Consider the following 23,603-nt stretch of genomic DNA (forward strand, 5'->3'; position numbering starts at 1 on the left):
TATCAACTAGTGGACGTCTATAAATGATTGAGGTGATGGATAAACATAAATAATGAACGACAACAATAGGCTTATGAAAAATCGATAATAGTACCTTTACTCGGAATAGAAATTAATGGTGTAATACGGAGCTCCATTATCCTTAAAAGAAACCCCAACAAAAACGTGTGTAAATTCTTTTCTTAAAATATTTCTCCGATGTCCTGCTGAATTCATCAACGCTTCATGGGCAAAGATGCTATTAAACTGACCGTAAGCAATATTCTCTCCATACCAATAGAAGTTTACCCCACCAGCCACTAGGCGATCATTGGAATGATTTCCTAGGTGATCCTCATGACTAAAGAAATTATGTGTAATCATATTACTACTATGCTGACGAGCAATATGATTATAATTTTTTTCATAGATAAGGGGCTGTAATCCTTCTGTTACACGATTGTGGTTAATGAGTGTAAACATCAATTCTTCCAGTCCTGTGCGCAGTGCTTCTGAAGGGGAATTATAATAACCAGGCTTGGACATTTCAGTTGTAGTGGATACCCACGTAACGGAACGAACAATACCGTTTTTATGCAAATCATAGAAAAACGTGACATAGTTTTGATTAATTAGATAAGTCCCATGGGTAAGGTTGCCTGCTTGATCATTATAATTAAGCAAATAACTCGTGTTATGTCGGTGAATTGCTGTGAGAGGCAAGCCGTATTTCTTTTCTACAGCGGTGCGATTAGCACCAATCTGAATCCCAAAAATGTTATACCCAATGCGTGTTTCATAGCCACCAACCTTTTTATCATGTTGTGTGCCAACAAGATAAAATTGAGCGTCATCATCATAAAAACGATTCCACACCATATCATATTCACTTTGGTAGCACGCAAGCGGTAGAGGCTTAAAAGGCGGAATTTTGTTTCCTGCCAATTTTGTAGACGACGCTTTCTTTTGAATCAGAGAAGCGTTCCCCAAAAAAGCCATGCTGAAGCTGAAAAGCAATGGAGCAGTTCTACGTAACATTTAAATCAAACCCTCTTGTGTAAAATTACAAATCATATCAAAAAAGTATCGAAAATAGAGTAGCTTTATAGATATAAAATTACTACATTTCTACCTGTTATACGATATAAAGATTTTGGTATTTCTCCTACTATATGACTTTGGTTATAGAGTTATCTGAGAAAAAACACGATTTTGACATATTCCCTTCTGAAAAAAACAAGGTAGTATGCTTAATTGGGAATATTTTGTGCTTTAATAGATGAATAGAGAAAATATTTGGTTTTTATCGTGAAGAGATAGTCGCGATGAAAAGAAATACTATAAATAGGGGTAAAGAATAGAAATGAAATCAAGACAAATAAAATTGAAGCATTTGATTATGGGTGTGGCGATGGCTGCATTCTTCTTCACTAGTATAGGTAGCATTTGGAGCGGCTATCGAATGAATGTCGATTCCATAAAGGAAAATTCTCTAGAAACGAACCGTGTATATGCGCAAAAGTTAGCGACAACTGCTAGTTCTTATTTAGAAGAGTCATTTCAGATTTTAGGATATAGTGCCGGAACCATCGTGTCTAAAATGAATGACGAAACTGCGTTAAATGAAGTAACCGAACGACTGAAAATGCAAAATAATATGTTCAATTCGGTGCTTGTAACCAATGCAGACGGTCTTGTGTTATCAGTTTCTCCTCCCTCTGTAGAAGTGAAGGGGGAAGTGTTAACCTCTGTAGGGGCTAAAGAAGCATTATCTAAGAAGATTCCCCTTGTGTCCAAGCCTTATGAGGGACTAACAGGACGACTCATCATTTTTATTTCGTATCCGATTTTTTCAGAGACGGATGAATACTTAGGGATGGTAGCTGGGACAATTTTTTTGAAGGAGCAAAACGTCTTTTATTCCCTCCTTGGGGAGCATTTTTATCATGATGGTTCATATGTGTATGTAGTGGATGCGGATGGTCGTGTTATTTATCATCAGGACCCTAGTCGCATTAATGATATCGCGATAGAAAATAAAGTTGTTCAGGCGGTTGTTGCTGGAAAGAGCGGGTCACGGTTAATTGTAAATACAAAAGGCGTTAAGATGCTTGCAGGCTATAGTACAGTTCCGTTAGCAGGGTGGGGTGTCGTCTCACAGCGACCATTAAATGTTGCATTAGAACCGTCATTCGATCGTGTACAGGATGTAGGAATAAAAGCGTTACCTCTTATGTTGGTATCTATTATTATTGTACTTTGGGCAGCCGCACGTATTGCACATCCATTGCAGCAATTAGCGACCTTAACAGAGGAGAGCTTGGATAAGAAAAATGTAGAAGGGTTAAAATCCGTTCGCAGTTGGTATTTTGAAGCCTATTATTTGAAAAGTGCGCTTGTCCGAAGCTTGTCGTTTTTACAGGGACAAGTGTCGTATTTTAAGGATCAATCCACGACTGATCCTTTAACAGGTGTCACGAATCGCCGGACAATGGATACCGTGTTAGCAAAATGGCGGGAAGAAAAATTACCACATGCAATTATTTTGTTGGATTTGGATTATTTTAAGAGTGTCAATGATACGTATGGCCATGCTGTGGGGGATAAGGTACTCCAGTATTTAGCCAACAATATGAAGGCCGTAGCACGAGAGGGAGATATTTGCTGTCGCTACGGTGGTGAAGAATTTATTATGCTATTGCCAAATACAACATCTGAAGAAGCGGTACAAGTTGCTGAGCAACTACGTGAAACTTTAGCTAATTCCATTAGTCCATGTGGTCGTCCAGTGACGTTATCAGCAGGGATTGCCGTGTATCCACAAATGGCCAATACAACAGAAAGGCTTATCGAGGCTGCAGATAGTGCACTGTATCTCGCAAAACAAACTGGACGAAATCGAGTCTTAGTAGTACACCAAGAAAAAATATAAAATAATGAAGATAAACAGGCTTACATCTGTAATTATTGGGGTACATGATTAATGCGACGGACATTTGGGCAAGCTATTTTTAGTCATTCGCCATATGACTCAAAAACTTCGCTCAAATAATACGTAAACTCGGGACACATCTCTCGATCGACTTGGCAAGACGTAAGGTTATCCCCCTTTCCCTTATGACAACACAAGGACGACTAGATGTATGCCTATATATCGTAAAGGCCAAGAGAGCACCGATGCTTCTTGGCTTTTTATAATACATAAAAGTAATTTCAAGACAGCTCTTTCCGGTTTAATATAGGTTAAATTATATTTTTTACTTCAGATTGAATAAATTGAAATATGGGAAATGATAAGTGGTTGGTTAGTAGGCGGTTTGGATTGCTGTGACGTACAGTGTCCAAACTGTTTTTTTTGTTGGCTATAATCGACAGCTTTATTCCTCGAGTGCAGTGTGGGAGAAAACCTACTTACACTAAGGATAATATCAATGCTTTTCCTCTCATTATTTTAGAATTATCTATGAAGGTACGCTATCAACCTGTCGATATAAAGGGTATGATGAAAATAATATTGCACGCATCAATCTTTAATCGAAAGGAAGAGTGAGATGGATAAAACAAAAATCCAAAAAGTAAATAAGGCGCTTATTGCGACAGTTTTTGCTACAAGTGGAATTGCGGTTGTGATACCCCCACCGCAAAAGGTAGCAGCTGCTACTTCACCCTTTATAGATATTAATCAGTATTCTAGCCATTATGAAAATATTTTAAAATTATACTCTCAGGGCGCCATTAGTGGGTTTGCAGACAAAACTTTTCGTCCAAACCAAAATGTAACGCGAGGCCAAGCTGCTAAAATGCTGGCGACGGTTTTAAAATTAGATGTAAGAAACGTCGAAGACCCTTACTTTAAAGATGTTCCAAAAAGTAACGAATACTATAAGTATGTTGCTGCTCTTCAAAATGCAGGAATTATGTCTGGCTATTCAAACGGAACATTCATGCCAAATGAAGTTATAACGCGTGGGCAATTAGCGAAAATTTTAGTGCTGGGCTTTAAATTTGAAGTGGCTTCTAATTACAATCACAGTTTCCAAGATGTGAATAGTCAAACGAGTAACGCAGCCTATATTCAAACTTTAGTAGATTTACAGGTTACTGAAGGGACAACGCCTGTCACATTCTCTCCATTTAATGCGGTAACTCGAGGACAAATTGCGTCTTTCATTGTTCGTTCTCAAGACAAAAAGAGTAATGCAACATCGTACAAAGTTACAGGTGTTGAAGACGACATTATCTACATAAATGCTGAACCATACACAGTGCCAGAAAGTCTTTCTCATATTTTTAACGAGTATAATGCAGACGTGCTAAAGGGTGCCCTTATTGAGGGGGACCTCTCAGGTAAAACGCTGTACTCTGTATCCAAGTTAACGTTAAATGCGAGCGGAACCAGTTCCAGATTCTTAGAGCTAGATGGAGAAAACGGATCCTTTGGTGCGACAATCGTTGTTAATGGCAACTATATTGAATTTTCTAATGTAACATTGACTGGTACAATGCTTGTTAACGAAACAGTACGCCCACCTTTACATTTAGATGTTTCAAGCTATAAGCCATTATCCATTGGTCGTGTGGCAAGCAATAATGTCTCATTTATCAACTGGTCTAACCCTGAAAAACCAGAAGAGGATAATTCGACAAATAGTAATCCATCAACAGATCTTCAAAATTGGACAGATCAGAACCCTGATAAAGACAAGCCATTTGTCAACTGGTCAAAAGATAAAGTGACGATGAAAAATGTTGAAAAGCACATCGAATTTTACAATAGCTCGGTGTCACGCCTTGTCGTGTCTCAAAGTGGTACGAAAATCGAAACGAATACGAAATTACCACGTGTAGATATTATCGGGAATGTTCGTGAATTTGAAATTCAAGGAAATATTGGCACGCTCAACCTCGATACAGAAACAAAGCTGACAATATACGGTAATGGTAATATCGACTGGATCAATTACAATAGCTTTACGGATTTAGAGCTGTACATAGATGGTCGAGTAGGTACGTTATACGTTGATAATGCCTATGGTTGGGTTGATATTGGCGACTATACGTATATTGACAAAGTTATTATTCCGAAGGGCGAATCACCGAATAATATATTTGATGACTTCCTAGAAGACAAAGATAACGTAGGGAGTATTACAGACCCAGACGGCAAACCGATTGATAAGGACGATATAGACAATCAAAAACCGTCAGATAAAACGAAACCAATTATTAGCATCTCAGGTGTCAAGGTACTGAACGGCAGTGAAATTCAAGCAGACTTCCACTCCAACGAAGTCGGTACGTACTACTATATTGTCCGTGAAAAAGGCGCTGAAACACCAACGAAACGAGAAATGGTGAACCGACATTCTGTTGAGAATGTGGCGAGTGGAACAGGTGCAGCAGTGAATGGCATGAATAGCATTAAAGTATCTAATTTAGGCGAGAAAAAAGAATATGTCATCTACGTGATGGTAGTTGACGGTGCGAAAAATGCTTCCGACATTGTATCGCAAGCATTCCAAATGAAGGATGCATCACCACCGAAAGTGAGTAGCTTAACCGTGTTACCTCTTCATGGTGGTAAACGGGCTGAAATGAAATTCGTCGCAAGTGAGCCTGGAGACTACTATTACTATGTACGTAAGAAAACAACCGCAGCAGATCCGACAACCGCAGATATCATTGCCAACCCATCAGGAAAAGGTAAGGCAGTTGCAGGTGAACTAGCAATTACAGAAATTCTAACAGGCTTAGAGGCTGAAACAGATTATCAACTTTATGTAGTAATGAAGGACAATTCTGGTAATAACTCGGTAGATCCGATTCCAAAAGAGGCTATAAAAGAATTCAAGACAGGTGCTTTAGATAACATTCCACCATATGTCGTAGGTGGAGAATTATATTTACTTGATGACATTAAAAATGAATTTTATGTAACAGTAAATGAAGAACTAGATCCTGTTTCTGCTGAAAATGTGGAGAACTATGAGCTTTCAGGAACAGGTATTATTAATGCAGGTTTACAAAAACCAATTCGTCCTGAAAAAGTAATTTATAATAAATCTCAAAAGAGATTAACTTTCACAATCCCCTCACTAACAGGCTTTGTGAATGGGGATAACTTAGTAGTAACAATTTCGCCAAATGTTAAAGATTTAGCAGACAATGAATTTGAAAACATTAATAATGTACTGCCAACAAATGTTCCAAGAAATACAGCTGAATATATTCATAAAGATGGCGAGTGGCCATATTTAACAATTATCGGTGAACCTGCCATTAATGCGGAAAAAGATCAAACAATTGTAGAGTTTAATGCTACAAAAGCAGGTACATATCATTATTTAATTATGGAGTCAGGCTTAGAGCTAACACGTGATGATCGCCTGCGTCTAATTGAAGCTGTTCAAACAAATGCAACAACATTTAAAGTAGCTACTGCAGATGTGGCTATTGTTGGTAGTGGGGGCAATCAACCAGCGCAATTAGGAAAACAAAAGAAACCAATCCCATTACCAAATACAACACCCCCTTTAGATCCATTTAAGAGCTATTCAATTTATATGGTGTTACGCGATCGTTCAGGGAACGTATCTGACATTCAAACAAAACATGTTATTGATGACCGAACATCACCGAAAATAGAAAATACTTCTATAAAAATAGCGGAGGATGACACGAAAGCTACTTTTAAATTCCTTTCAGATGAAGAGGGAACGTATCACTATATCTTAAGAAAATCTGACGATACAACAATACCCGTTCCTACAAATGCTGAAGAAGTAATCGCTAGTGGAAAGGCTAGCACTATGCGAAAAGATACAAATGAAATTAACTTTTCTCTATCACAACACCAAAATTACGAGCTTTATGTTGCTGTAAAAGACCGATATAATAACGCAACAATGCTGCAGGTGGGTACAGAATCGAAAGTTTACACATTTGATGAAAAACAAACCAAACCAATAAGTCTAACCCCTAGTGGTGATGGCAAAGGTATTATGAAATATACGTTCTTCTCGGATGGGACACCACCAAAAGTAGAAGACCCAATTTATAAACGCATCGATGGTAAAACATTTGAAGTAACATTCTCAGAGGCTATTAATTTAACAAGTACAGATTTCAAATTAGTTGAGAATGGGAAAACTACAGCTATTTCACCATCATATACATCGTGGGAGTGGGAAGATACTGCAGCTAAAAAAGATTGGGAACCACGGAAGATGATTATCAAATTTGCCGATGAAATAACTCAAAGCTTCGACTTAACCGTAAATGCAACGGTTAAAGATAAGGGAGGCTGGACATTCAGCAAGACTACAGCAGAGTACAAATATCCAACGAAAGTAAATACAATTACTTCGGCAACATTATTACCAGATGCTCAGTTCCCAAGTAATGTAAATATTTCGAAGGAAGTTCAAGTCGTAGCAAACTTAAATGCTGATATTACATGGGATCAACATTATTACTATGCTGTACTTTCAGATGGATATGAATTAACATTAAATGATGTTCAAGAAGTAATAACAAGAGCAGATAGTAATAATTTCACATATATTCCTGGTGGAGCAATTGTTTCTTATGGTAAAGGAATAATAAAAGCACCTAATGATGCAAGTTCTGCTAAAACGTTCCCTGCTATTCAAACAGGAAGTGATCCAAATTCAACAAATATTTTCCAAAAAGACCAACGTATATACTTATTTACAAAAGATAAGTATGGCAACATTGTTTATGCTAAAGAGTCAACAGCTCCAACAGCTCCAAACTACGTATTGATTAAACCAAGAACTCAATAAGTCTAAAAAGCGAAACACTAGCTATATTTGAAAGCTAGTGTTTTTGCTATATTTTATAATACTCACATAAATATAAAAAGACGCTCAACTTGTAATTTGACTTCATTAATTTTATTAGAATCAACCTACGTCCTTCTACATACTTTAAGTTTAATTGATAATAATTATCAATTATAATGATGGAAAGGGGGGATTTATTATAATGAATGGAAAAGACCATATTTTACTTTGGGATAATGCCTCAATAAAAGTGTTAGATGTACGCCGTAAGATATTGAGATGGGGAGAGGATTTACGCAATTACAAAATGCCCTCTAATGGTTTTATTTTTATCTCGCGTGGTCAAGCACAAGTTCAGCTTGATAATATTGAATATATCATTCAACAGTTTCAGGTCATACATAGTGGAAAAGGGACTATTTTAGATATAACACTTACAGAGAATGAACTGGAATATTATTTAATTTTCTATAAAGCATCGATTCCAAGTTCTAGTCATCAAGAGATATTGCGTCTACTGAAAAAGAGTAATCCATTTCATTTACAATATAGTTTTGTACCAAATTATCCAATTGCTCTTTTCCATAAGATTAAGTTAATGGAGCAGGAATGGAAGCGGGCAGATGCCTTGGATCGTTTCTATGTTAAAGCATTGTTTTATCAATTTATTCACAGTACATTACGGCAGCTCCATAGACAAGAAATCGACATCATAGAGCCTGATCTTGTAGCGCATATTGTCATGTACATTCAAGAACATTATGCGCAATCGATTACATTGGAGTCTATTTCGGCAAGCTTGAATTACAGTGTTCCTCATGTATCTTCATTATTCAAAAAGAAAACAGGATACAGTGTAATTGATTATTTAATCAGAACTCGACTTGATATAGCAGCAAAATTATTGGTAGAGACAGATGCAACATTAAAGGAAATTGCCTTAAGTATTGGCTATAAAGACCCTTATTATTTTGGTCGTCTTTTTAAAAAGTATAAAGGGGTTTCGCCTTTACGCTTTAGAAAACGTGAAGTAAGCCGGCTGAAAGAAGTAGATAGTCCTCAAAATGCCATTGGTTCGTCCATTGTTTGGCGTCAAATTTGGCGATATATTAATAGTGATAATCATTATCAATATAATAGAGAGGAAGATTTACATATGCATAGAGGTTCAAAAGCATCATTCACAGCAATGGCGCTACTTTGCATGACATTATTGCTAAGTGCTTGTTCAGGAGGCACTGCAAATTTGAATAATGAAACGACAGGGCAAAATCAAACTGTTTTAGAAAAGCAGGCGGCTGGCTCTTCTGAGACAAGAGTTTATAAAGATAGTCGAGGAACTGAAGTGGAAATTCCAACAAAGCCGGAAAGAATTGTGCTTCAGGGCAATGTCATTGGTGATTTACTTGCATTAGGCATAGAGCCAGTTGGGGTGGACCGCCGTTTTATCGATAGTGGTGTATTAGAAAATAAGGGGAAAATTAGTGCAACTGATATTGGCTTCCAACCAATTTGGAGAAGGTGCTGTCGTTAAAGCCAGATATAATTATGCTGTCATACATTATGGATAAGGAAGTTGAAGAAGCCTCTAAAATCGCACCAACTGTTGTTTTCGATGGTATGCTCCCAGTAAAAGAACGTTTCCCTATTATTGCTGATATTGTTGGTAAAAATGCAGAAGGAGAGCAACAACTGAAGAAGTATGAAGAAGATGCAGAAGCTATGTGGCAGAAGCTTCGTACAGATGGTACAGTGGCTGAAGGCGAAACTGCTGTGGTACTTCAATATTTTTGGAATAAAAATATGTATGTCATGAAAACAGGAGGGGTAGCTGATTTACTGTATCAACCTGAAGGTTTTGCTATGGATGAAAAGGTACAAGCGTTACAGCCGAATAGCGGGCCGTATATTCAAATTTCTGAAGAATCCATGCATGATACGCTTGTTGGTGATTATTTATTTGTATTACTTTCTGCGGATAAAGAGGCGCAAAAAGCTTTTGAAGAATTACAACAAAAGCCTTTGTGGAACTCTTTGCCTGCCGTAAAAAACAATAAAATATATTTTATTGAGGATAAATGGAATTATGATGATATGACAACGAGTAAAATGTTGTTGGAGGAATTTCCGAATATGTTAGTGAAATAGCGTTAGTCATACGCTATTTCCAACATTTTGATGCATAAAAAAACCCGGGTGGCGGTAACGCCACTTGGGTTTTGTCCTGTCATTAGGAATTTAAAAATCCAGGAAGCCTACTAAGCATGGCAGGGAGCACACTAACATGCTCTTCTTCAGCAAATTTCACATAGTACGTGTGAATGTTGTCGTCTGCCTGCCCCTTCATTCGCTCAAAAACCTGGTCTGCTCCATCTAGCATATCTGGTAGCTCTTCCGCACCGATCGTTAACAGCAGATTGAGTGGATACTCACTTTTCCATGTTTCCTTAAACATGTCTAATTCTTTTAGTATCTCATTGTCTCCCCACCAAACAGATGGGCTACCGGCTACATAGTGGGTAAATAAGTGAGGTCTTGCAAACAGTGTATGCAATGTGAAAAGCCCACCTAGTGAATGACCAACAATAGCTTGCTTACCAGCATTAATCGGCCATTCTTTGGCAATTGCAGGCTTCAATTCCTGTTCAATAAAGTTCAGAAAGTCCTCAGCTTTTCCACTAGTAGGCCATGGTTTGCCTATTGGACGAGATGGTAGACTGGCTTCACTTACCGGCATTGTGAAATCACAGCATCGTCGTTCCATATCAAAGGGTTCCCGTGATGGATAGCCGATACCTATGACTAGAATCGGATCAAAGCCCTTTGGTTTTCGTGTCTGTAGTTTGACTGCTTCTGCAAGCGTTTGAAAAAGGGCATCTCCGTCTAAGGCATAAATAACCGCATAGCCATTTGGAGGGGGCTCGTCCAATGGAGACGCAATCAAAATTCTGTAGTCAAGTTGTCTACTAGACGTCATATGGTATTCAAAATATCTCTCTGGCATATAAGGTACTTTTGTCAATTTACTCATTGCGCTAGGAACCCCACTACTTCTTCTAATACTTTCCCATGGGCGTGAACACCTCCGTTAAGCCAGTGATCACCTGAAGCTTCGTAAACTTGACCGTTTTTGACTGCAGCTGTACTTTGCCAAATACTACTTTCCTTTAATTCTTTTAAAAAGTCATCACCTAGATTACCGTCGTTAATGAGGAAAATATAATCTGCGTCCAATTCAGGCAATATTTCTAACGATACTTCAAAGGCCCCATTCTTTACTAAGTTACTTTGTTCAAATCCTAATTCATTCGTGAGAACATAGCCTCCAAAGTAGTCATCACTCATAAAAAACATACCTTTTGCATTAAATCGAATTAACGCTACTTTTTTTCCTTCCATAACAGAAGTAAGCTTTGTCTTCGCAGCATGGACCTTTTCCTGATAACGCTGTAGAGCTTGTTCAGCTCTTTCTGGTTCATTTACTAGTTGGCCCAAAACTTTAATAGAATTGTATAAATCACTAGGTGCGTTTTTGAACACATAAGTTGGAGCAATTTTTGCATATTTTTCATAGACACCGCTGTCAGCATAATGAGAGTTGTGTAATAGAATAAGATCTGGCTTGTAAGACATAACTGCTTCTGCCGAAGGGGGACCGCTAGCAAAGCTAATCTCTGGTACATCACTTAGCTGATCTTGTAAATAGAGTTGCGGTTTAACACCGTTCGACCATTGTACAATTGGCTTAATTCCAATAGCAAGCAAGGAATCCTCCATCACTGGGGCGAAGATTTTTGTTGGTTTTGTTGTGAGTGTTATCTCGTTCTCAAGCTCGTCTGTAACAGTCATTGGATAAACATCTTTTTCTTCGGCATCGGTATCTAGTGATGCTTCCGTTGAGTTGGCGGTATCTTCCTTAGCAACCGTTTTAGAGTTGCAGGCAGTAAGGAATACGATTGCAAGTAACAGGGTTGCTAGAGTACAGACACCTCTAAAAATAGCCTTATATTTATTGCTTAAAATTTGCTTCATAAATAATTAAACTCCCTTCACTGATAATGATTCTCATATAGAATTATAATTCAGTGTCAGATAAGACTCCATGGACGGGAACAGGGAAGGGATTTGGATTTTTTCCGGTTAGCATCAACAGCATTTCGTCTAGCATCCGATTAATGGCAATGGCTGAATACTCGAACCAAGGATTAGACGGTATGAGATAAATATGACCATTTTTTACTGCCTTCAGTTTTTTCCAGTGAATAAGATGCTGTAGCGAAAGCCAATAAAGCCGAGTATCGGTGTCTGGGCAAAGGAGTATTAGTAAACGTTCAGGATTCAACTCTAGTAGCTGATCAATCGAAATTTGCTCATTACAGGGTTCCTTCTGTACGTCGATGATAGTAAGCTGTAAATCCTGAGAAATAACATCTCGGATGCCGTTATTGCTATATAAAAATAATTTATCTCCGGATAATCTTAGAACAACAAAAATATCTTCTCCAACATGTTGTTTAATCTCCTTTTTTGCTTGCAATGCTTTTTGTTCGTAAGATTGAATCAAGTTTTCACATTGGCTTTGTTTCTTTACTTCCAAAGCTATTTCTCTAAGCTGTGTTTTCCAATCTCCATTACCTATACTGATTATCTGGATACCCGCCGTTTCAAGCCAATTGACCATATCTATAGAAGTTTTTTCATGAACAATAACAATATCAGGTTTCGCAGACAAGAGCTTTTTAAAGTTATCCTCCGATTCAGCATCAAAAATATTTAGGTGAATGCTAATTTCAGAGTGGTAATAGTAGTAGTAATAGGGACTCCATTTAGCATTGAGTGGTGCTGCCACTGGTATAACTCCAAGTGCTAGTAAGTTACCGGTGGCTGACACGGAAAAGGTAGAAATTCGCTTTCGGGAAGCCTTACTATAAAAGGATGGGGAAACACCTACTTCTTTCTTAAATTTTCGACTGAAATAAAACTCGTCGTTATAGCCGACTTTTTGTGCAATGTCTCGTAACAAAAAATCCGTATCACGAAGCAACTGTTTCGCTTGTCCGATACGGAGTTCTGTTAAATAATCAGTAGCACTTTGTCCATAAGCTTTCTTAAACGCTTCGCCAAAATAGTTTGGGCTCAATCCGGTTATCAATGCTAGATAATCAATAGATAATGGCTGATCAAAATGGTTTGCCATATAATTTCGAACATCGTTTAGTGACATACGAGCATTGTCACAGCTTTTAGTACTATGAGTTTTTTTCTTATTCAATGTGAATCAACCTCTCAACCAAAAATCTAAAAACAGTAAAATATTGTATAATCACCGAAATTAATTGAGTAATTTTTAAGTTCCAATCAATCGAGGCAATGCCCCAAGTAGCTTTTCCCTTGTATAGGCATCGCTATAATTCCATTTCCTCGCGTCTACTAAATAGAAATTACCTTTCTTAACTGCAGGCAGGCTTTTCCATAGGGAGCTGTTTATGAGCGCCTCTGTAGCTAGTCTTGATTCTAAATTGTCTGTCAGTAGCATAAAGATTCGATCACCTGCGTATGCAGCTAGTAAATCTAATGGTATTTCTTCATAGCCCTCGCCTGATTGAATTAAATTTTTAATTAATTCGTTTGGTTGAAAACCGTATGGATGATAAAGAGCAGTTGATAGACCCGTGCATCCCATCACAAAAAGGCGTTTCCCTCTGTCGAAAATAAAAACAGAGGCCGTTTCATCAGGTTCAAGAGTGATTTGCAGCTGCTGCCACATCATATCTTCCTTTTTCTTAAAACGAATCAGCCAATCTTCGGCCTCTGATTTCTTGCCAAGCCATTGACCTAATAGGGAGATACGCTCTTCAAGTGTTCCCCATGAATTATGTGTAACGGTAGGGGCAATTTCTGATAATACTCGATACTGCTGTTCGTCAGCATTCGTAAAGATAATTAAATCTGGATTTAGTTCAGAAGATTTTTCGAAATCGATTGGAAAGTTTACATCTTGAACAAGTGGGACCCGATTTTTATAGAACGATTTATTAATAGCGTTTTTATCTCCGCCAATCGGTTGTATATCAAAAATGAGCATATCTCCAAATGTCTCACCATGATAAATAACTCGGCTAGGAGACGAAGGGATTTCAACTTCATGACCGGTCCAGTCCTTTACAACAACCTTTTGCTTTTGCTTACGAGCAAACTGCTTTGGGGGCATACCAATAATTTGCTTAAAGCGTCGATTAAAATAATATTCATCATTAAAGCCCACTAGCTGCGCAATATCCTTTAACGGTTCATTGGTTTGTTGAAGCAGTACTTGTGCATGCTCTAATCGTAATTCAGTTAAATAATCAAGCGGTTTTTTACCTGTTAATGTTTGAAAGATTGTACTGTACTGCCATTGAGCAACGTGAGCTAAACTTGCTAATTGTTTAACAGTTAGTGGCTCTTGGTAGTGCTTATGTAGATAGTCAATTGTTTGCTCAACAGCTCTTGAAGCATCGAATGTCTGATTTTTTTGAAGCTGATACTCAAACAAAACACTCAGTAATTCGTATAAAAGACTTTGTTGTTTGATTGGATTTTGATGTAGCTGCGTTTTGTAAAGCTCCTCCGCCAGTCGAATTAAGCGAGCGTAAGGGTAGATTGTATACTCAATCTGATCAGAAAATAAACTTTCTTTGTATGTAGTAGGTATTTGTTGTTGTAATTGTATGGTCGTAAATGACATCTTATAAAAACTATAATTATATTTCTCTATATCTGAAAAATCCATGACGGAATCAGGCGGAAGGAGAAAAATTTTGCCCTGTGCAACAACGTAAGGAGTATCATCAATAGTTAGCGTTCCACTGCCAGTAATAAAAATAATGAACGTATGCTGCTTAACCAATATTTGTTGGCAGCTCCGTTGTGTGGAGCGAGTAATATAGTCAATGTCGGATAGATGAAAAAGCAATGCTGTTTCACAAGAAAGCGACTTCTTATTTTCCAACTTTGTCACACTCCTTTTGCAAATGAAAATGATTATCAATTAATAGTATTGTATAAAATATAAAGAGGCATTTCAACTATAGGTGAAATGCCTCTTTACAAATTTTTTATTTTTTTAACATAGTAGGGATTTCTTCTAGTAACCAATCTCTTGAAGAAGCATCACTATCACTTTTTTGAATATCAATCGTGTATACATGACCATTTTTTACAGCGGGTAAGTTTTTCCATATTTGACTTTCCATCATATCATTAGTCGACTGTTTCGCTTCATCATCTACTGGAGTAAGTATGAAGATTCGATCTCCTGCATACTCAGGGAGAAGTTCTGTAGAAATTTCAACAAAGCCTTTCTCTTCATCAAGAATTTGTTGAATATTTTTACCTGGTTTAAAGCCACCGTTCGATTCGTAAAGTACTTGTGATAGTCCAGCACGAGCCATGACAAATAAACGATCTCCAGGATAATAAGTCAAGACTGAAGCTGTTTCATTGGGTTGGAGAGTGCCGTCATCAACAAGTGATTTCCACATTTTTTCAGCTTTTGCATTATAGTTGTTTAACCATTCTGTTGCTTGCTGTTTCTTTCCAAATATATCGCCAAGCACGGATAAACGTTTTTCTAAAGGAGCGAATGTATCAATCACTATAGTTGGAGCAATTTTAGAAAGTTGTGTGTACGTTTTTTCATCAGTAGTTGCAATAATAATAAGGTCAGGCTTTAAAGCTAATGTTTTTTCCACATTAATAGGGAAGCCTACATCCTCAACATTTTGTACACGATCTGCCCATGCATAATTCGTAATCCATGCGAAGCCGGCACCAACAGTTTTTACATCTAAAGCAAGTAGATCGCCATATCCTTCGCCATGATAAATCACTCTTTCCGGTGAAACAGGAATTTCAACCTCATGGCCTACAGTGTCTTTATAAACACGTACCTTCGCTTCTTCCACTGAGGTATCTTCCTTATCTGTTGCATCGTTCTTTGAGCTACAAGCAGTTAGCAATACCCCAAATATTAATAGTACGCTACAAATGAGCATATATCGATTTAGCTTTTTCATGTGAGTTCCTCCGTATTAAAAAATATGTAATAGATAATGATTATCATTATCGATATAAGCTAGAATAATGTATCCTATTCATTTACACAATGGAGAAAATGAAGTAGTCTTATTGATTTTTATACAAAACGAAAAGGTAGACGAACAACATTAACAATGGACTTCCCGCCTAAAATAGAAAAATCATATACTTAATTGATAACAATTATCATTATCATTTATAATAGTTTATGATAGTAATTGTAAACAAAAGAAATGAGTGACTGCAATGGACATTAATCATCATATTTTTCTGTGGAATCAGGCTTCTATTAAAGTGTTGGATGTACGTCATAAGAAAATGAATAAGGATGAATCTTTGCATGCATATAAGTTGCCTGCTAGTGTGTTTCTTTTTGCAACAAGAGGCAGTGCTACTGTGAAACTGAATAACATCGAATATCTTTTTAAACAATTTCAAGTGATACATAGTGGCAAAGGGATTCAACTGAGCCTAACCTTAACAGAAGCAGAATTTGAGTTTTATATGATATTTTATCGAGCTACAATTCCACTACCTTGTGCAAAGTCCATCATAGAGAAGCTGGAAAAGAGCAATCCGTTTCAAGTGCAATTCAGTTTTTTGCCGAATTTTCCTAGTTCCCTTTTTTATCAAGTAAAATTGATGAATCAAAGATGGCAACAACCAGAGCCGATTGGTCGATTCCATGTGAAGGCACTATTCTATCAATTTACGTATAGTGTTTTGGAACAGCTCCACGTTCAGGGGGTTGAGGTGAAGCAACCAGAACTTGCCGACCAAGTCATTGTCTATATTCAAGAGCATTATGCTGAGTCCATCATGTTAGAATCCCTTGCAGAAAATTTGAATTACAGTGTGCCTCATTTATCTTCTTTATTTAAAAAAAAGACAGGATATAGCCCGATTGAGTATTTAATTCTTATAAGGATTGAAAAGGCAGAAATGATGTTAATAGAAACCGATGCGACAGTCCGTGAGATTGCTGAAAGTGTAGGATATAAAGACTCGTATTACTTTAGCCGCCTTTTTAAAAAATATAAGGATGTTTCACCTGCAAAATACAGAAAAATAGCTTTAAGTCAGAGAACAGCACAAGATTATCCATATAACGTCATGGAATTATCCATTGTTGGACCACAATCTCAACGGTATATTGGTGATAATCATTATCAATATACTAAAAAAGGAGATTTACTAATGGTAAAACCTACTAAAACCCCCATGTTAGCATCTTTATTTTTATGCTTTACGTTGTTATTGAGTGCGTGTGGTGGGGGAGCAATAGATAATAGTTCAACAAACGGAAGCACTAATACATCAATCACGCAGTCACAAGAAGTTCAACTGAGAACTAAAACTGTAACAACCAGTAATGGTGAAGTTGAAATCCCAGAAAATCCACAAAGGATTGTTATAACAGCAGAAAGTTACGCTGGTTACCTACTAGCACTTGGCATAAAACCTGTTGGAATGTCTCAATTTGGCTTAAGAAATCGATATTTTGATGGATTGGTGGATGGTGTCGAGAATATTGGAGATGATGAATCACTAGAAAAAATTCTAGAATTGAAGCCAGATTTAATCATTACAAAAACGTCCTCTGAAAATATTGAAAACCTACAAAAAATTGCCCCAACCATTGCCATTAAGCCTAAAGAAAAGGATTTCAAAGAACAATTCCTTGAATTTGGAAAAATATTTGGGAAAGAAGACGTTGCAGAAGAATGGATTGCTAATTGGGATAGAAAAATTGCTGAATACAAACCACTTATTCAAGAGAAGGTAGGTAATAAAACAATAGCAATTCTCGGTGTGGGCGAAAAAGAAATATATGCATATGGTGATAAATTTGGAAGAGGCGGAGAAATCATGTATGGAGAGTTTGGATTAAAAGCGCCTAATCTAATTCAACAAGAAGCAATCGATTTAAAGAGTGGATGGGTTTCTTTTTCTTTAGAAAAACTCCCAGAGTTTGCTGGAGATTATATATTTGTTGAAGATAACGCCGATTTTGAAAAAACAACGTCCAGCATTTTATGGAGGGATCTTCCGGCTATAAAAAATAAACGTGTATACATCATGGATGAATATGATTCTTTTTTCAGTGACCCTATTTCCTTAGATAAACAGCTTGAATTTATTGTGGATAGTTTACTGGAAAGGGAAAAATAATACGTTTATTTATAGTGAATCAATTTCATAATGCACTTTCATATCAATAAAGGCGTAATTGTTCCTATCACAAAGCTATCTACCGCTACAGGCAGACGCTTTCTATGGGCAAGCACCGAGCCTTTTCGGGGCAACAGGATGTTGGTCACGAAGGCGTTGTCACAGGACGTGACGCTTTTAGCCTTCGTTCCCATAAAAGCGCAGTCCAGGATCTCGGTTCGCTTGCTTTTCCCGCTGGCGTCGCCGCCTTCCGCTCCAAAAATATTCGTGCTTCTTTATAGAAAAACTATTTATAAAATTAAATTCATATTAACTTACAAATAGAAAAAGTCTTTGCATAATCTCTCAATGTCTACTACCGGCAGGGGAGATTTTTTTGCTGCTAAGTAGATTACTTTAATTTTTAAAATCCGTAAAACCACTATAGTTATCCGTCTATTGGTAGAGAGCTACCTTGTAAAGGGTTACGATAACAATGTTTTTAGTAGTAATTATCGTTATTTGTAGAAAGAGTGGTAGGAGGGAGTTAGAATGGATAGTCATTTAAAGACAGACAAGCAAAACTTTTGGGTGTTCGTTCTGATAGGAATACTCTTAATCGTTACAACAACTGGTTTTGCCAGAATGGCCTATGGAATTATATTACCTTTTATGCAGGAAGGGCTGGCATTGTCTACAGCACAGTCAGGATTCTTAGGAACAATGTTATTTTTAGGTTATTTGCTGACAGTAGGCATGTCTGGTTTTTTGACGTTGCGTTTAGGTGCGAAAAGTGTACTGCTAATAGGAGGCGGGCTTGTGGTTGTAGGTTTATGTGGCCTTGTCTTCGTACCAAATTTTTGGTGGGCGGCTATAACTTTGTTGTTAGTCGGCGCTGGTAGTGCACTTGTTTATACACCTCTTCTATCAATAGCGGTTGGTCTGTTCCCAAAGAAGAGAGGGACAGTGATGGGGCTGCTGATGAGTGGGGCAGGTATTGGGATGTTATTATCTGGGTTACTTGTGCCGTTCATGTTACAGCAATTGCCACAGCTTGGTTGGCGAGGCCCATGGCTAGTATTTGCAGTCATAACAATGTTAGTGGTGTTACTTGCAACATTTGTTTTAAAAGCACCTCATGTAACAACCGAAAAAGATAATTTTCAGGAAAAAACAACAGTTTGGCGCACTAGGGAGCTGTACTTCATTGCAGGGTTATATTTTGCTGTTGGTCTTGTTTATCTCATTCCAAATCTGTATCAAACAAGCTTTATGAGGGACGTAGGAATATCTAATACAGTGGCGGGTTCTATCTATGCTGTTGCAGGCATTGTCTCGATTGCTGGAGCGCCATTATGGGGCATAATCGCAGATAAAATAGGCGTAAAAAAGGCGTTAAGCGCAGCGTTATTTTTGTCAATCATTGGGGACCTTCTCCCTATTATATTAGCGAATAGTATAGGTTTTATAGTTTCTGCTGTTATATGGGGTTCTTCGCTTGGCGGTGTTCTTGTGCTGATTCAAATGAAGGCAAGCCAACAAGTGTCACCCAAGTATGTGGCATCAGCAATTGGTTTTATCTCTATCTTTTATGCAGTTGGTCAAATGATTGGTCCTGGACTTGCAGGGTGGTTGATTGAATATGCTGGAGGTTATGTGACTGCTTATGGCTTTGGTGCTTTTATTTTCTTGTTATGTGTACTCCTTACGATGGTGCTTAAATCGGGAGAAGAGTACTAACGGCAATCTAATTATTATTTTTTGCCTGCCTTGTTCTTAATTCTGGAATTAATAGCAAAAGGATTCTTGATTTGCTATACTTCTTATAGATAATGAAAATCATTCTCAATAAGGAGCGTGAAGGATGGTGCCGGATACTTTGACAACTAGCTTTCATCAGAACTTCAGCCATTTTTTTAATGCACTGGAAGTATCAAAGAAACTAGAAGCACCAACAGAATACATGACATTCCAATCAAGTATTAGAGAAGGCGCAATACATCGTTTAATCCCACGTTCAGATTTAGAAGTGGTCATTTCCGATTATTCTTTTTATCGAGATCATCAAATGCATGTGACTACGATGCAGCCTATGGTTGAACTTAGCTTTTGCATGCAGGGGGCTAGAGGAATTAATATTTCAGGGTCTGACCATGAAATTGCTTCAGGAACATGTTCTCTTCAGTTTATAGAGCAGGCGGGAGCAAACTTTTTATTTCATAAAAATGAAGCTTATCAGATGATAGGCATTGGAATCCCAGTTCCAACTTTCAACTATTTTATGCAAGAAGTGAGTGGGAGAAGAGATAATTCAATAGAATTTGCTCATGTCCTTGGTGAGAAATCGTATCGAATATTTCAAGAAAAAACGGACCCATCGGCATCTATTATTGTAAAGAGGATATTGGATGCAGTGAAAGATAGGCATATGACGAAATTGGCGTTAGAATCTAGTGCATTACAGCTATTAGCGTTGTCCTTTCAAACTTTTCTATTTAATAATAACCCCAAGCCATCGGAATTCTCAAAAAGTGATGTAGAAAAAATCCGACAAGCAAGAGCAATTATTATTGAATGTATGACGGAGCCACCAACGTTAATCGAATTATCACGTTTAATTGCTTTAAACGATTATAAATTAAAAAAGGGCTTCAAGGAGATGTATGGTGCAACGGTGTTTGGCTATTTACGAGAAAAACGATTGGAGAAAGCATTTCTCTTATTACAAGGAGGCAAGATGAATGTGAATGAAGTCTCTAATGAAGTAGGTTACTCTAATCCTAGCTATTTTGCACAAACTTTCAAAGATAAATATGGCATCAATCCTAGCAAACTTGTTAGGGATCAAAGGATTTTAGAGGGCTTAGATGGAAAATAAGATTTCAATAGCTGGAGCCCTTTTATCGCAAACAATGTATCTCCCGATTCAAATAATTAGGTTAGAAGAAGTCCTTAATAGACCCGAAGAAATCGCCTCGTTGCCATGTGTTTTTGTTATTTATGATGGAGAAGGATTACTTACTCTAAATGGAGAGCGATATAAGCTGTCACGAGGAAGTACAGTGCTTTGGCATAATGCAAAAGAACTCAATATAACTGCTCAGTCACCTGCTGGACTTCAAGGCATGTTAATCCAATACCGCTGTGTAGCGAATGACCAAGCTGAAGTGAGCATATTGAAACATTCAAAACCACTTTTAAACTGTTCATACAAGATAATACATATGACTTCAGAGTTAGAAATAATATCGAAGCAACCTATGAACAGTAACCCTTATCATTTTCAAAAATTATTTTTAGAGCTACTTGAAGTGCTTTATAACGAACTGGAAGATAGAATTCAACATAGCGAATCATGGATAGAACAAATTCTCAGTTATATGGATACGCATTTTTATGAAGATATAACACGTGAACAAATGGCTGAGCTAGCACAAGTAAGCCCAGAGCATTTTTCACGTGCCTTTCGTAAACATACAGGTCATACATTTAGTGCACATCTAACTTTGTTGCGGATTCGTGAATCTCAGCAGAAGTTGCTATATAACATGCCAAAACTAGATAATCTTGCACAGGAGGTTGGCTACAAAGAAGGTACATATTTAAGCCGCAAATTTAAGCAGTTGGTAGGGATTTCTCCAACTGCTTATTATAACAAGCAGAAGCGTGTGGTTTCGCTCAACACGAACCATACAGCGTGTCTGCTAGCTCTTGGCATTACCCCTGAATTGGGCGTGTATTCTGAGTGGTTAGAAGATATGAAGCAAGTGAGTTCGGTATATAAGCTGAATAATCATGAACAAAATAGGATGTCCACTTATAAAAACATAGCTGCTACTCAACCTGATTTAATAATTAACTATAATACAGCGAAGGACAATAAGTCTTTACTTTCAGTGGCTCCTGTACTTGAAATTCCTTTTATGCATATAAGTTGGCGAGAGCAGTTTCGCCTTATTGCGGATATTGTAGATAAACAGGAACAAGTGGAGGCTTGGTTTAGCCAATATGATAAATTGGTTTCAATTTGTAACGAGCAACTCGATTATGGACTAGGTATAAGGGGGACAGCCATTGTGTGGGAAATCGGTGCAGACGCTGCTTACTGTATTAATAGTAGCTATGGGAGAGGAAGCCAAATCTTGTATGAAGATATGGGGTTTCACCGACCTCTCTCTATGTTCAATCAAAATATAGAAAAAAATGGGTATTTCGAGAAAGATATTGAAGCTATTGCTGATTACCCCGCAGATCATATTTTTATCACTGCACTTCCATCGAATAAAGCGGGCCAGAAGCGTGTGAGTCATCTGTTTCAATCAGAGTCTTGGCTTAAGATGGAGGCTGTCAAGCAGAAGCGAGTATATGTGATTGACCAACCAAATATATTTTATGGATATGATCCGTTATCCACGAAAGCGCAGCTACGTGAATTAATGAAGGTGTTAACATCATAATAATGAAAGGTTATAGATCATTTCAGTGCATAGACAATATTTACTCACCCATTTACAATAACAAATGAGAATCGTTATCAATAGTTAGATATGGAGGGTTTAAATTGCGCTTACAACAATCTCAATATAGGAAGTTCATCGTTCCGTTATTTCTTTACTTGTTATTAATGTTAACGGCATGCGGAGAAACAAATAATACGGCGAAACCTAAAGCAAGTGAAGAAACAGAAGAAACTGCCGTGACAAAAACGATTACAACAGTAAATGGAGAGGTTACAATCCCTATTCACCCAAAGCGCATTGTAGCCGTGGAATACATAGGTAGTCTAATCGCATTAGACATAGTTCCAGTAGGAGCGCCTGGATTAACGCTTAAAAATTATTATTTCAAAGATGCGCTAACTGGGATTTCTGACATAGGTGATTACGGAGCGCCATCTACTGAAAGTATTCTGGCGCTTGGCCCAGATTTAATCATAACTGGGAATGGAGATAACTATGAGGCGTTAAGTAAAATAGCGCCTACAGTTGTTGTTCCATATGGTGAACTAAAAAATGCTCATGAAGAACTGACTTATTTCGGTCAATTACTTGGAAAAGAAAAAGAAGCTGAAGCATGGTTAGATCATTACGATCAAAAGATTGCAGATGCTAAAGCAAAGGTTGATGCAGTTCTTGATGAAGGGTTAAGCTTCTCTATCATGGAATACACTGATAAGGAGACTTATGTATATGGTGATAATTTCGGTCGTGGTGGACAGCCTATTTATCAAGCACTTGGACGCAAGCCCCCTGCAAATATAGCAAATGAAATTATGGAGAAACAATGGGCCGAACTTTCAGAAGAAGTGTTGGCAAACTATGCTGGTGATTATATTATTATGACTTCAGACAGTCGAACGGTTGAAGATTTCAAAGCGGATCCACTATGGGGAACCTTGCCTGCTGTAAAGAACGATCGTCTTTATGTTTGGCCGGAAGAGCGTTCTTGGTACTACGATCCGACTGCTGTATTAGCTCAGGTTGAGGAATTAACAACGTGGCTTACAAATCAAAAAAATTAAAAAAGCGGATTCTCTGTTTACAAAAGAATTAAGAAGGTTATTTGAAAAAGAAGCACTATCGTTAGCTT

At 37.6% G+C, this 23,603-nt stretch carries 15 protein-coding genes; 9 read left to right on the forward strand and 6 right to left on the reverse strand.

The window, feature by feature from the left end; genetic code table 11:
- Nucleotides 1-96: 96 nt before the first annotated feature.
- Entirely contained in the window at nucleotides 97-1,017 is a 921-nt protein-coding gene (locus ACOMCU_RS26595; protein ID WP_010857607.1) for a CAP-associated domain-containing protein, read from the reverse strand.
- A gap of 325 nt (nucleotides 1,018-1,342) precedes the next feature.
- On the opposite strand from ACOMCU_RS26595, the gene ACOMCU_RS26600 reads away from it, so the two are divergent.
- The 4 genes from ACOMCU_RS26600 to ACOMCU_RS26615 all read left to right on the forward strand — a co-directional run bounded on the left by ACOMCU_RS26600 (nucleotide 1,343) and on the right by ACOMCU_RS26615 (nucleotide 9,932).
- Nucleotides 1,343-2,911 (forward strand): sensor domain-containing diguanylate cyclase, encoded by a 1,569-nt coding sequence (locus ACOMCU_RS26600; RefSeq protein ID WP_010857608.1) that lies wholly within the window; start codon nucleotides 1,343-1,345, stop codon nucleotides 2,909-2,911.
- 619 nt (nucleotides 2,912-3,530) lie between these two features.
- Entirely contained in the window at nucleotides 3,531-7,784 is a 4,254-nt protein-coding gene (locus tag ACOMCU_RS26605; RefSeq protein ID WP_421052046.1) for an S-layer homology domain-containing protein, read from the forward strand.
- A 202-nt stretch (nucleotides 7,785-7,986) separates the two neighbouring features.
- Nucleotides 7,987-9,318 carry a helix-turn-helix domain-containing protein gene (locus ACOMCU_RS26610; RefSeq protein WP_421052048.1) on the forward strand — a complete coding sequence of 444 codons (1,332 nt, stop codon included), beginning with the start codon at nucleotides 7,987-7,989 and terminating at the stop codon, nucleotides 9,316-9,318.
- 29 nt (nucleotides 9,319-9,347) lie between these two features.
- On the forward strand, nucleotides 9,348-9,932 hold the full coding sequence (locus ACOMCU_RS26615; RefSeq protein ID WP_421052050.1) for an ABC transporter substrate-binding protein: 585 nt from the start codon (nucleotides 9,348-9,350) through the stop codon (nucleotides 9,930-9,932).
- 82 nt (nucleotides 9,933-10,014) lie between these two features.
- Here ACOMCU_RS26615 and ACOMCU_RS26620 read toward each other — a convergent pair whose 3' ends face one another.
- From ACOMCU_RS26620 to ACOMCU_RS26640, 5 genes are all read right to left on the reverse strand, one after another.
- Nucleotides 10,015-10,815 carry an alpha/beta hydrolase gene (locus ACOMCU_RS26620; RefSeq protein ID WP_010857612.1) on the reverse strand — a complete coding sequence of 267 codons (801 nt, stop codon included), beginning with the start codon at nucleotides 10,813-10,815 and terminating at the stop codon, nucleotides 10,015-10,017.
- Complete coding sequence (locus ACOMCU_RS26625; RefSeq protein WP_421052051.1) at nucleotides 10,812-11,816, reverse strand: ABC transporter substrate-binding protein; 1,005 nt, start codon at nucleotides 11,814-11,816, stop codon at nucleotides 10,812-10,814. Before ACOMCU_RS26625 ends, ACOMCU_RS26620 begins: the two co-directional genes overlap by 4 nt.
- A 43-nt stretch (nucleotides 11,817-11,859) precedes the next feature.
- Complete coding sequence (locus ACOMCU_RS26630) at nucleotides 11,860-13,056, reverse strand: AraC family transcriptional regulator (protein WP_421052053.1); 1,197 nt, start codon at nucleotides 13,054-13,056, stop codon at nucleotides 11,860-11,862.
- 75 nt (nucleotides 13,057-13,131) lie between these two features.
- Nucleotides 13,132-14,784, reverse strand: coding sequence for an ABC transporter substrate-binding protein (locus ACOMCU_RS26635; protein ID WP_036129770.1), 1,653 nt, complete (start codon nucleotides 14,782-14,784; stop codon nucleotides 13,132-13,134).
- Between the two features lie 97 nt (nucleotides 14,785-14,881).
- Nucleotides 14,882-15,841, reverse strand: coding sequence for an ABC transporter substrate-binding protein (locus ACOMCU_RS26640; protein WP_421052056.1), 960 nt, complete (start codon nucleotides 15,839-15,841; stop codon nucleotides 14,882-14,884).
- A 268-nt stretch (nucleotides 15,842-16,109) separates the two neighbouring features.
- Here ACOMCU_RS26640 and ACOMCU_RS26645 point away from each other — a divergent pair, with 268 nt between their 5' ends.
- From ACOMCU_RS26645 to ACOMCU_RS26665, 5 genes are all read left to right on the forward strand, one after another.
- Nucleotides 16,110-18,035, forward strand: coding sequence for an ABC transporter substrate-binding protein (locus tag ACOMCU_RS26645; protein WP_421052057.1), 1,926 nt, complete (start codon nucleotides 16,110-16,112; stop codon nucleotides 18,033-18,035).
- Between the two features lie 531 nt (nucleotides 18,036-18,566).
- Nucleotides 18,567-19,754, forward strand: a complete 1,188-nt coding sequence (locus ACOMCU_RS26650) for an MFS transporter (RefSeq protein ID WP_010857618.1) — start codon at nucleotides 18,567-18,569, stop codon at nucleotides 19,752-19,754.
- A 124-nt stretch (nucleotides 19,755-19,878) separates the two neighbouring features.
- A complete protein-coding gene (locus ACOMCU_RS26655) occupies nucleotides 19,879-20,892 on the forward strand; it encodes an AraC family transcriptional regulator (protein ID WP_010857619.1) in 1,014 nt (337 codons plus the stop codon).
- A complete protein-coding gene (locus ACOMCU_RS26660; RefSeq protein WP_421052060.1) occupies nucleotides 20,882-22,471 on the forward strand; it encodes an ABC transporter substrate-binding protein in 1,590 nt (529 codons plus the stop codon). The genes ACOMCU_RS26655 and ACOMCU_RS26660 overlap by 11 nt, the downstream gene beginning before the upstream one ends.
- Nucleotides 22,472-22,575: 104 nt before the next feature.
- Nucleotides 22,576-23,535: an ABC transporter substrate-binding protein gene (locus ACOMCU_RS26665; RefSeq protein ID WP_421052062.1), complete on the forward strand. Its 960-nt coding sequence runs from the start codon at nucleotides 22,576-22,578 to the stop codon at nucleotides 23,533-23,535.
- Nucleotides 23,536-23,603 lie beyond the last annotated feature (68 nt).

The organism is Lysinibacillus sp. UGB7, from assembly GCF_049058285.1.
Classification (GTDB): Bacteria; Bacillota; Bacilli; order Bacillales_A; family Planococcaceae; genus Lysinibacillus; species Lysinibacillus sphaericus_B.

Coding starts and splice junctions, on each gene's coding strand:
- ACOMCU_RS26645 (WP_421052057.1), top strand. CDS start 16,110: ATGGACATTAATCATCATATTTTTCTGTGGAATCAGGCTTCTATTAAA.
- ACOMCU_RS26600 (WP_010857608.1), top strand. CDS start 1,343: ATGAAATCAAGACAAATAAAATTGAAGCATTTGATTATGGGTGTGGCG.
- ACOMCU_RS26605 (WP_421052046.1), top strand. CDS start 3,531: ATGGATAAAACAAAAATCCAAAAAGTAAATAAGGCGCTTATTGCGACA.
- ACOMCU_RS26655 (WP_010857619.1), top strand. CDS start 19,879: ATGGTGCCGGATACTTTGACAACTAGCTTTCATCAGAACTTCAGCCAT.
- ACOMCU_RS26595 (WP_010857607.1), bottom strand. CDS start 1,017: ATGTTACGTAGAACTGCTCCATTGCTTTTCAGCTTCAGCATGGCTTTT.
- ACOMCU_RS26615 (WP_421052050.1), top strand. CDS start 9,348: ATGGATAAGGAAGTTGAAGAAGCCTCTAAAATCGCACCAACTGTTGTT.
- ACOMCU_RS26660 (WP_421052060.1), top strand. CDS start 20,882: ATGGAAAATAAGATTTCAATAGCTGGAGCCCTTTTATCGCAAACAATG.
- ACOMCU_RS26640 (WP_421052056.1), bottom strand. CDS start 15,841: ATGAAAAAGCTAAATCGATATATGCTCATTTGTAGCGTACTATTAATA.
- ACOMCU_RS26625 (WP_421052051.1), bottom strand. CDS start 11,816: ATGAAGCAAATTTTAAGCAATAAATATAAGGCTATTTTTAGAGGTGTC.
- ACOMCU_RS26650 (WP_010857618.1), top strand. CDS start 18,567: ATGGATAGTCATTTAAAGACAGACAAGCAAAACTTTTGGGTGTTCGTT.
- ACOMCU_RS26620 (WP_010857612.1), bottom strand. CDS start 10,815: ATGAGTAAATTGACAAAAGTACCTTATATGCCAGAGAGATATTTTGAA.
- ACOMCU_RS26610 (WP_421052048.1), top strand. CDS start 7,987: ATGAATGGAAAAGACCATATTTTACTTTGGGATAATGCCTCAATAAAA.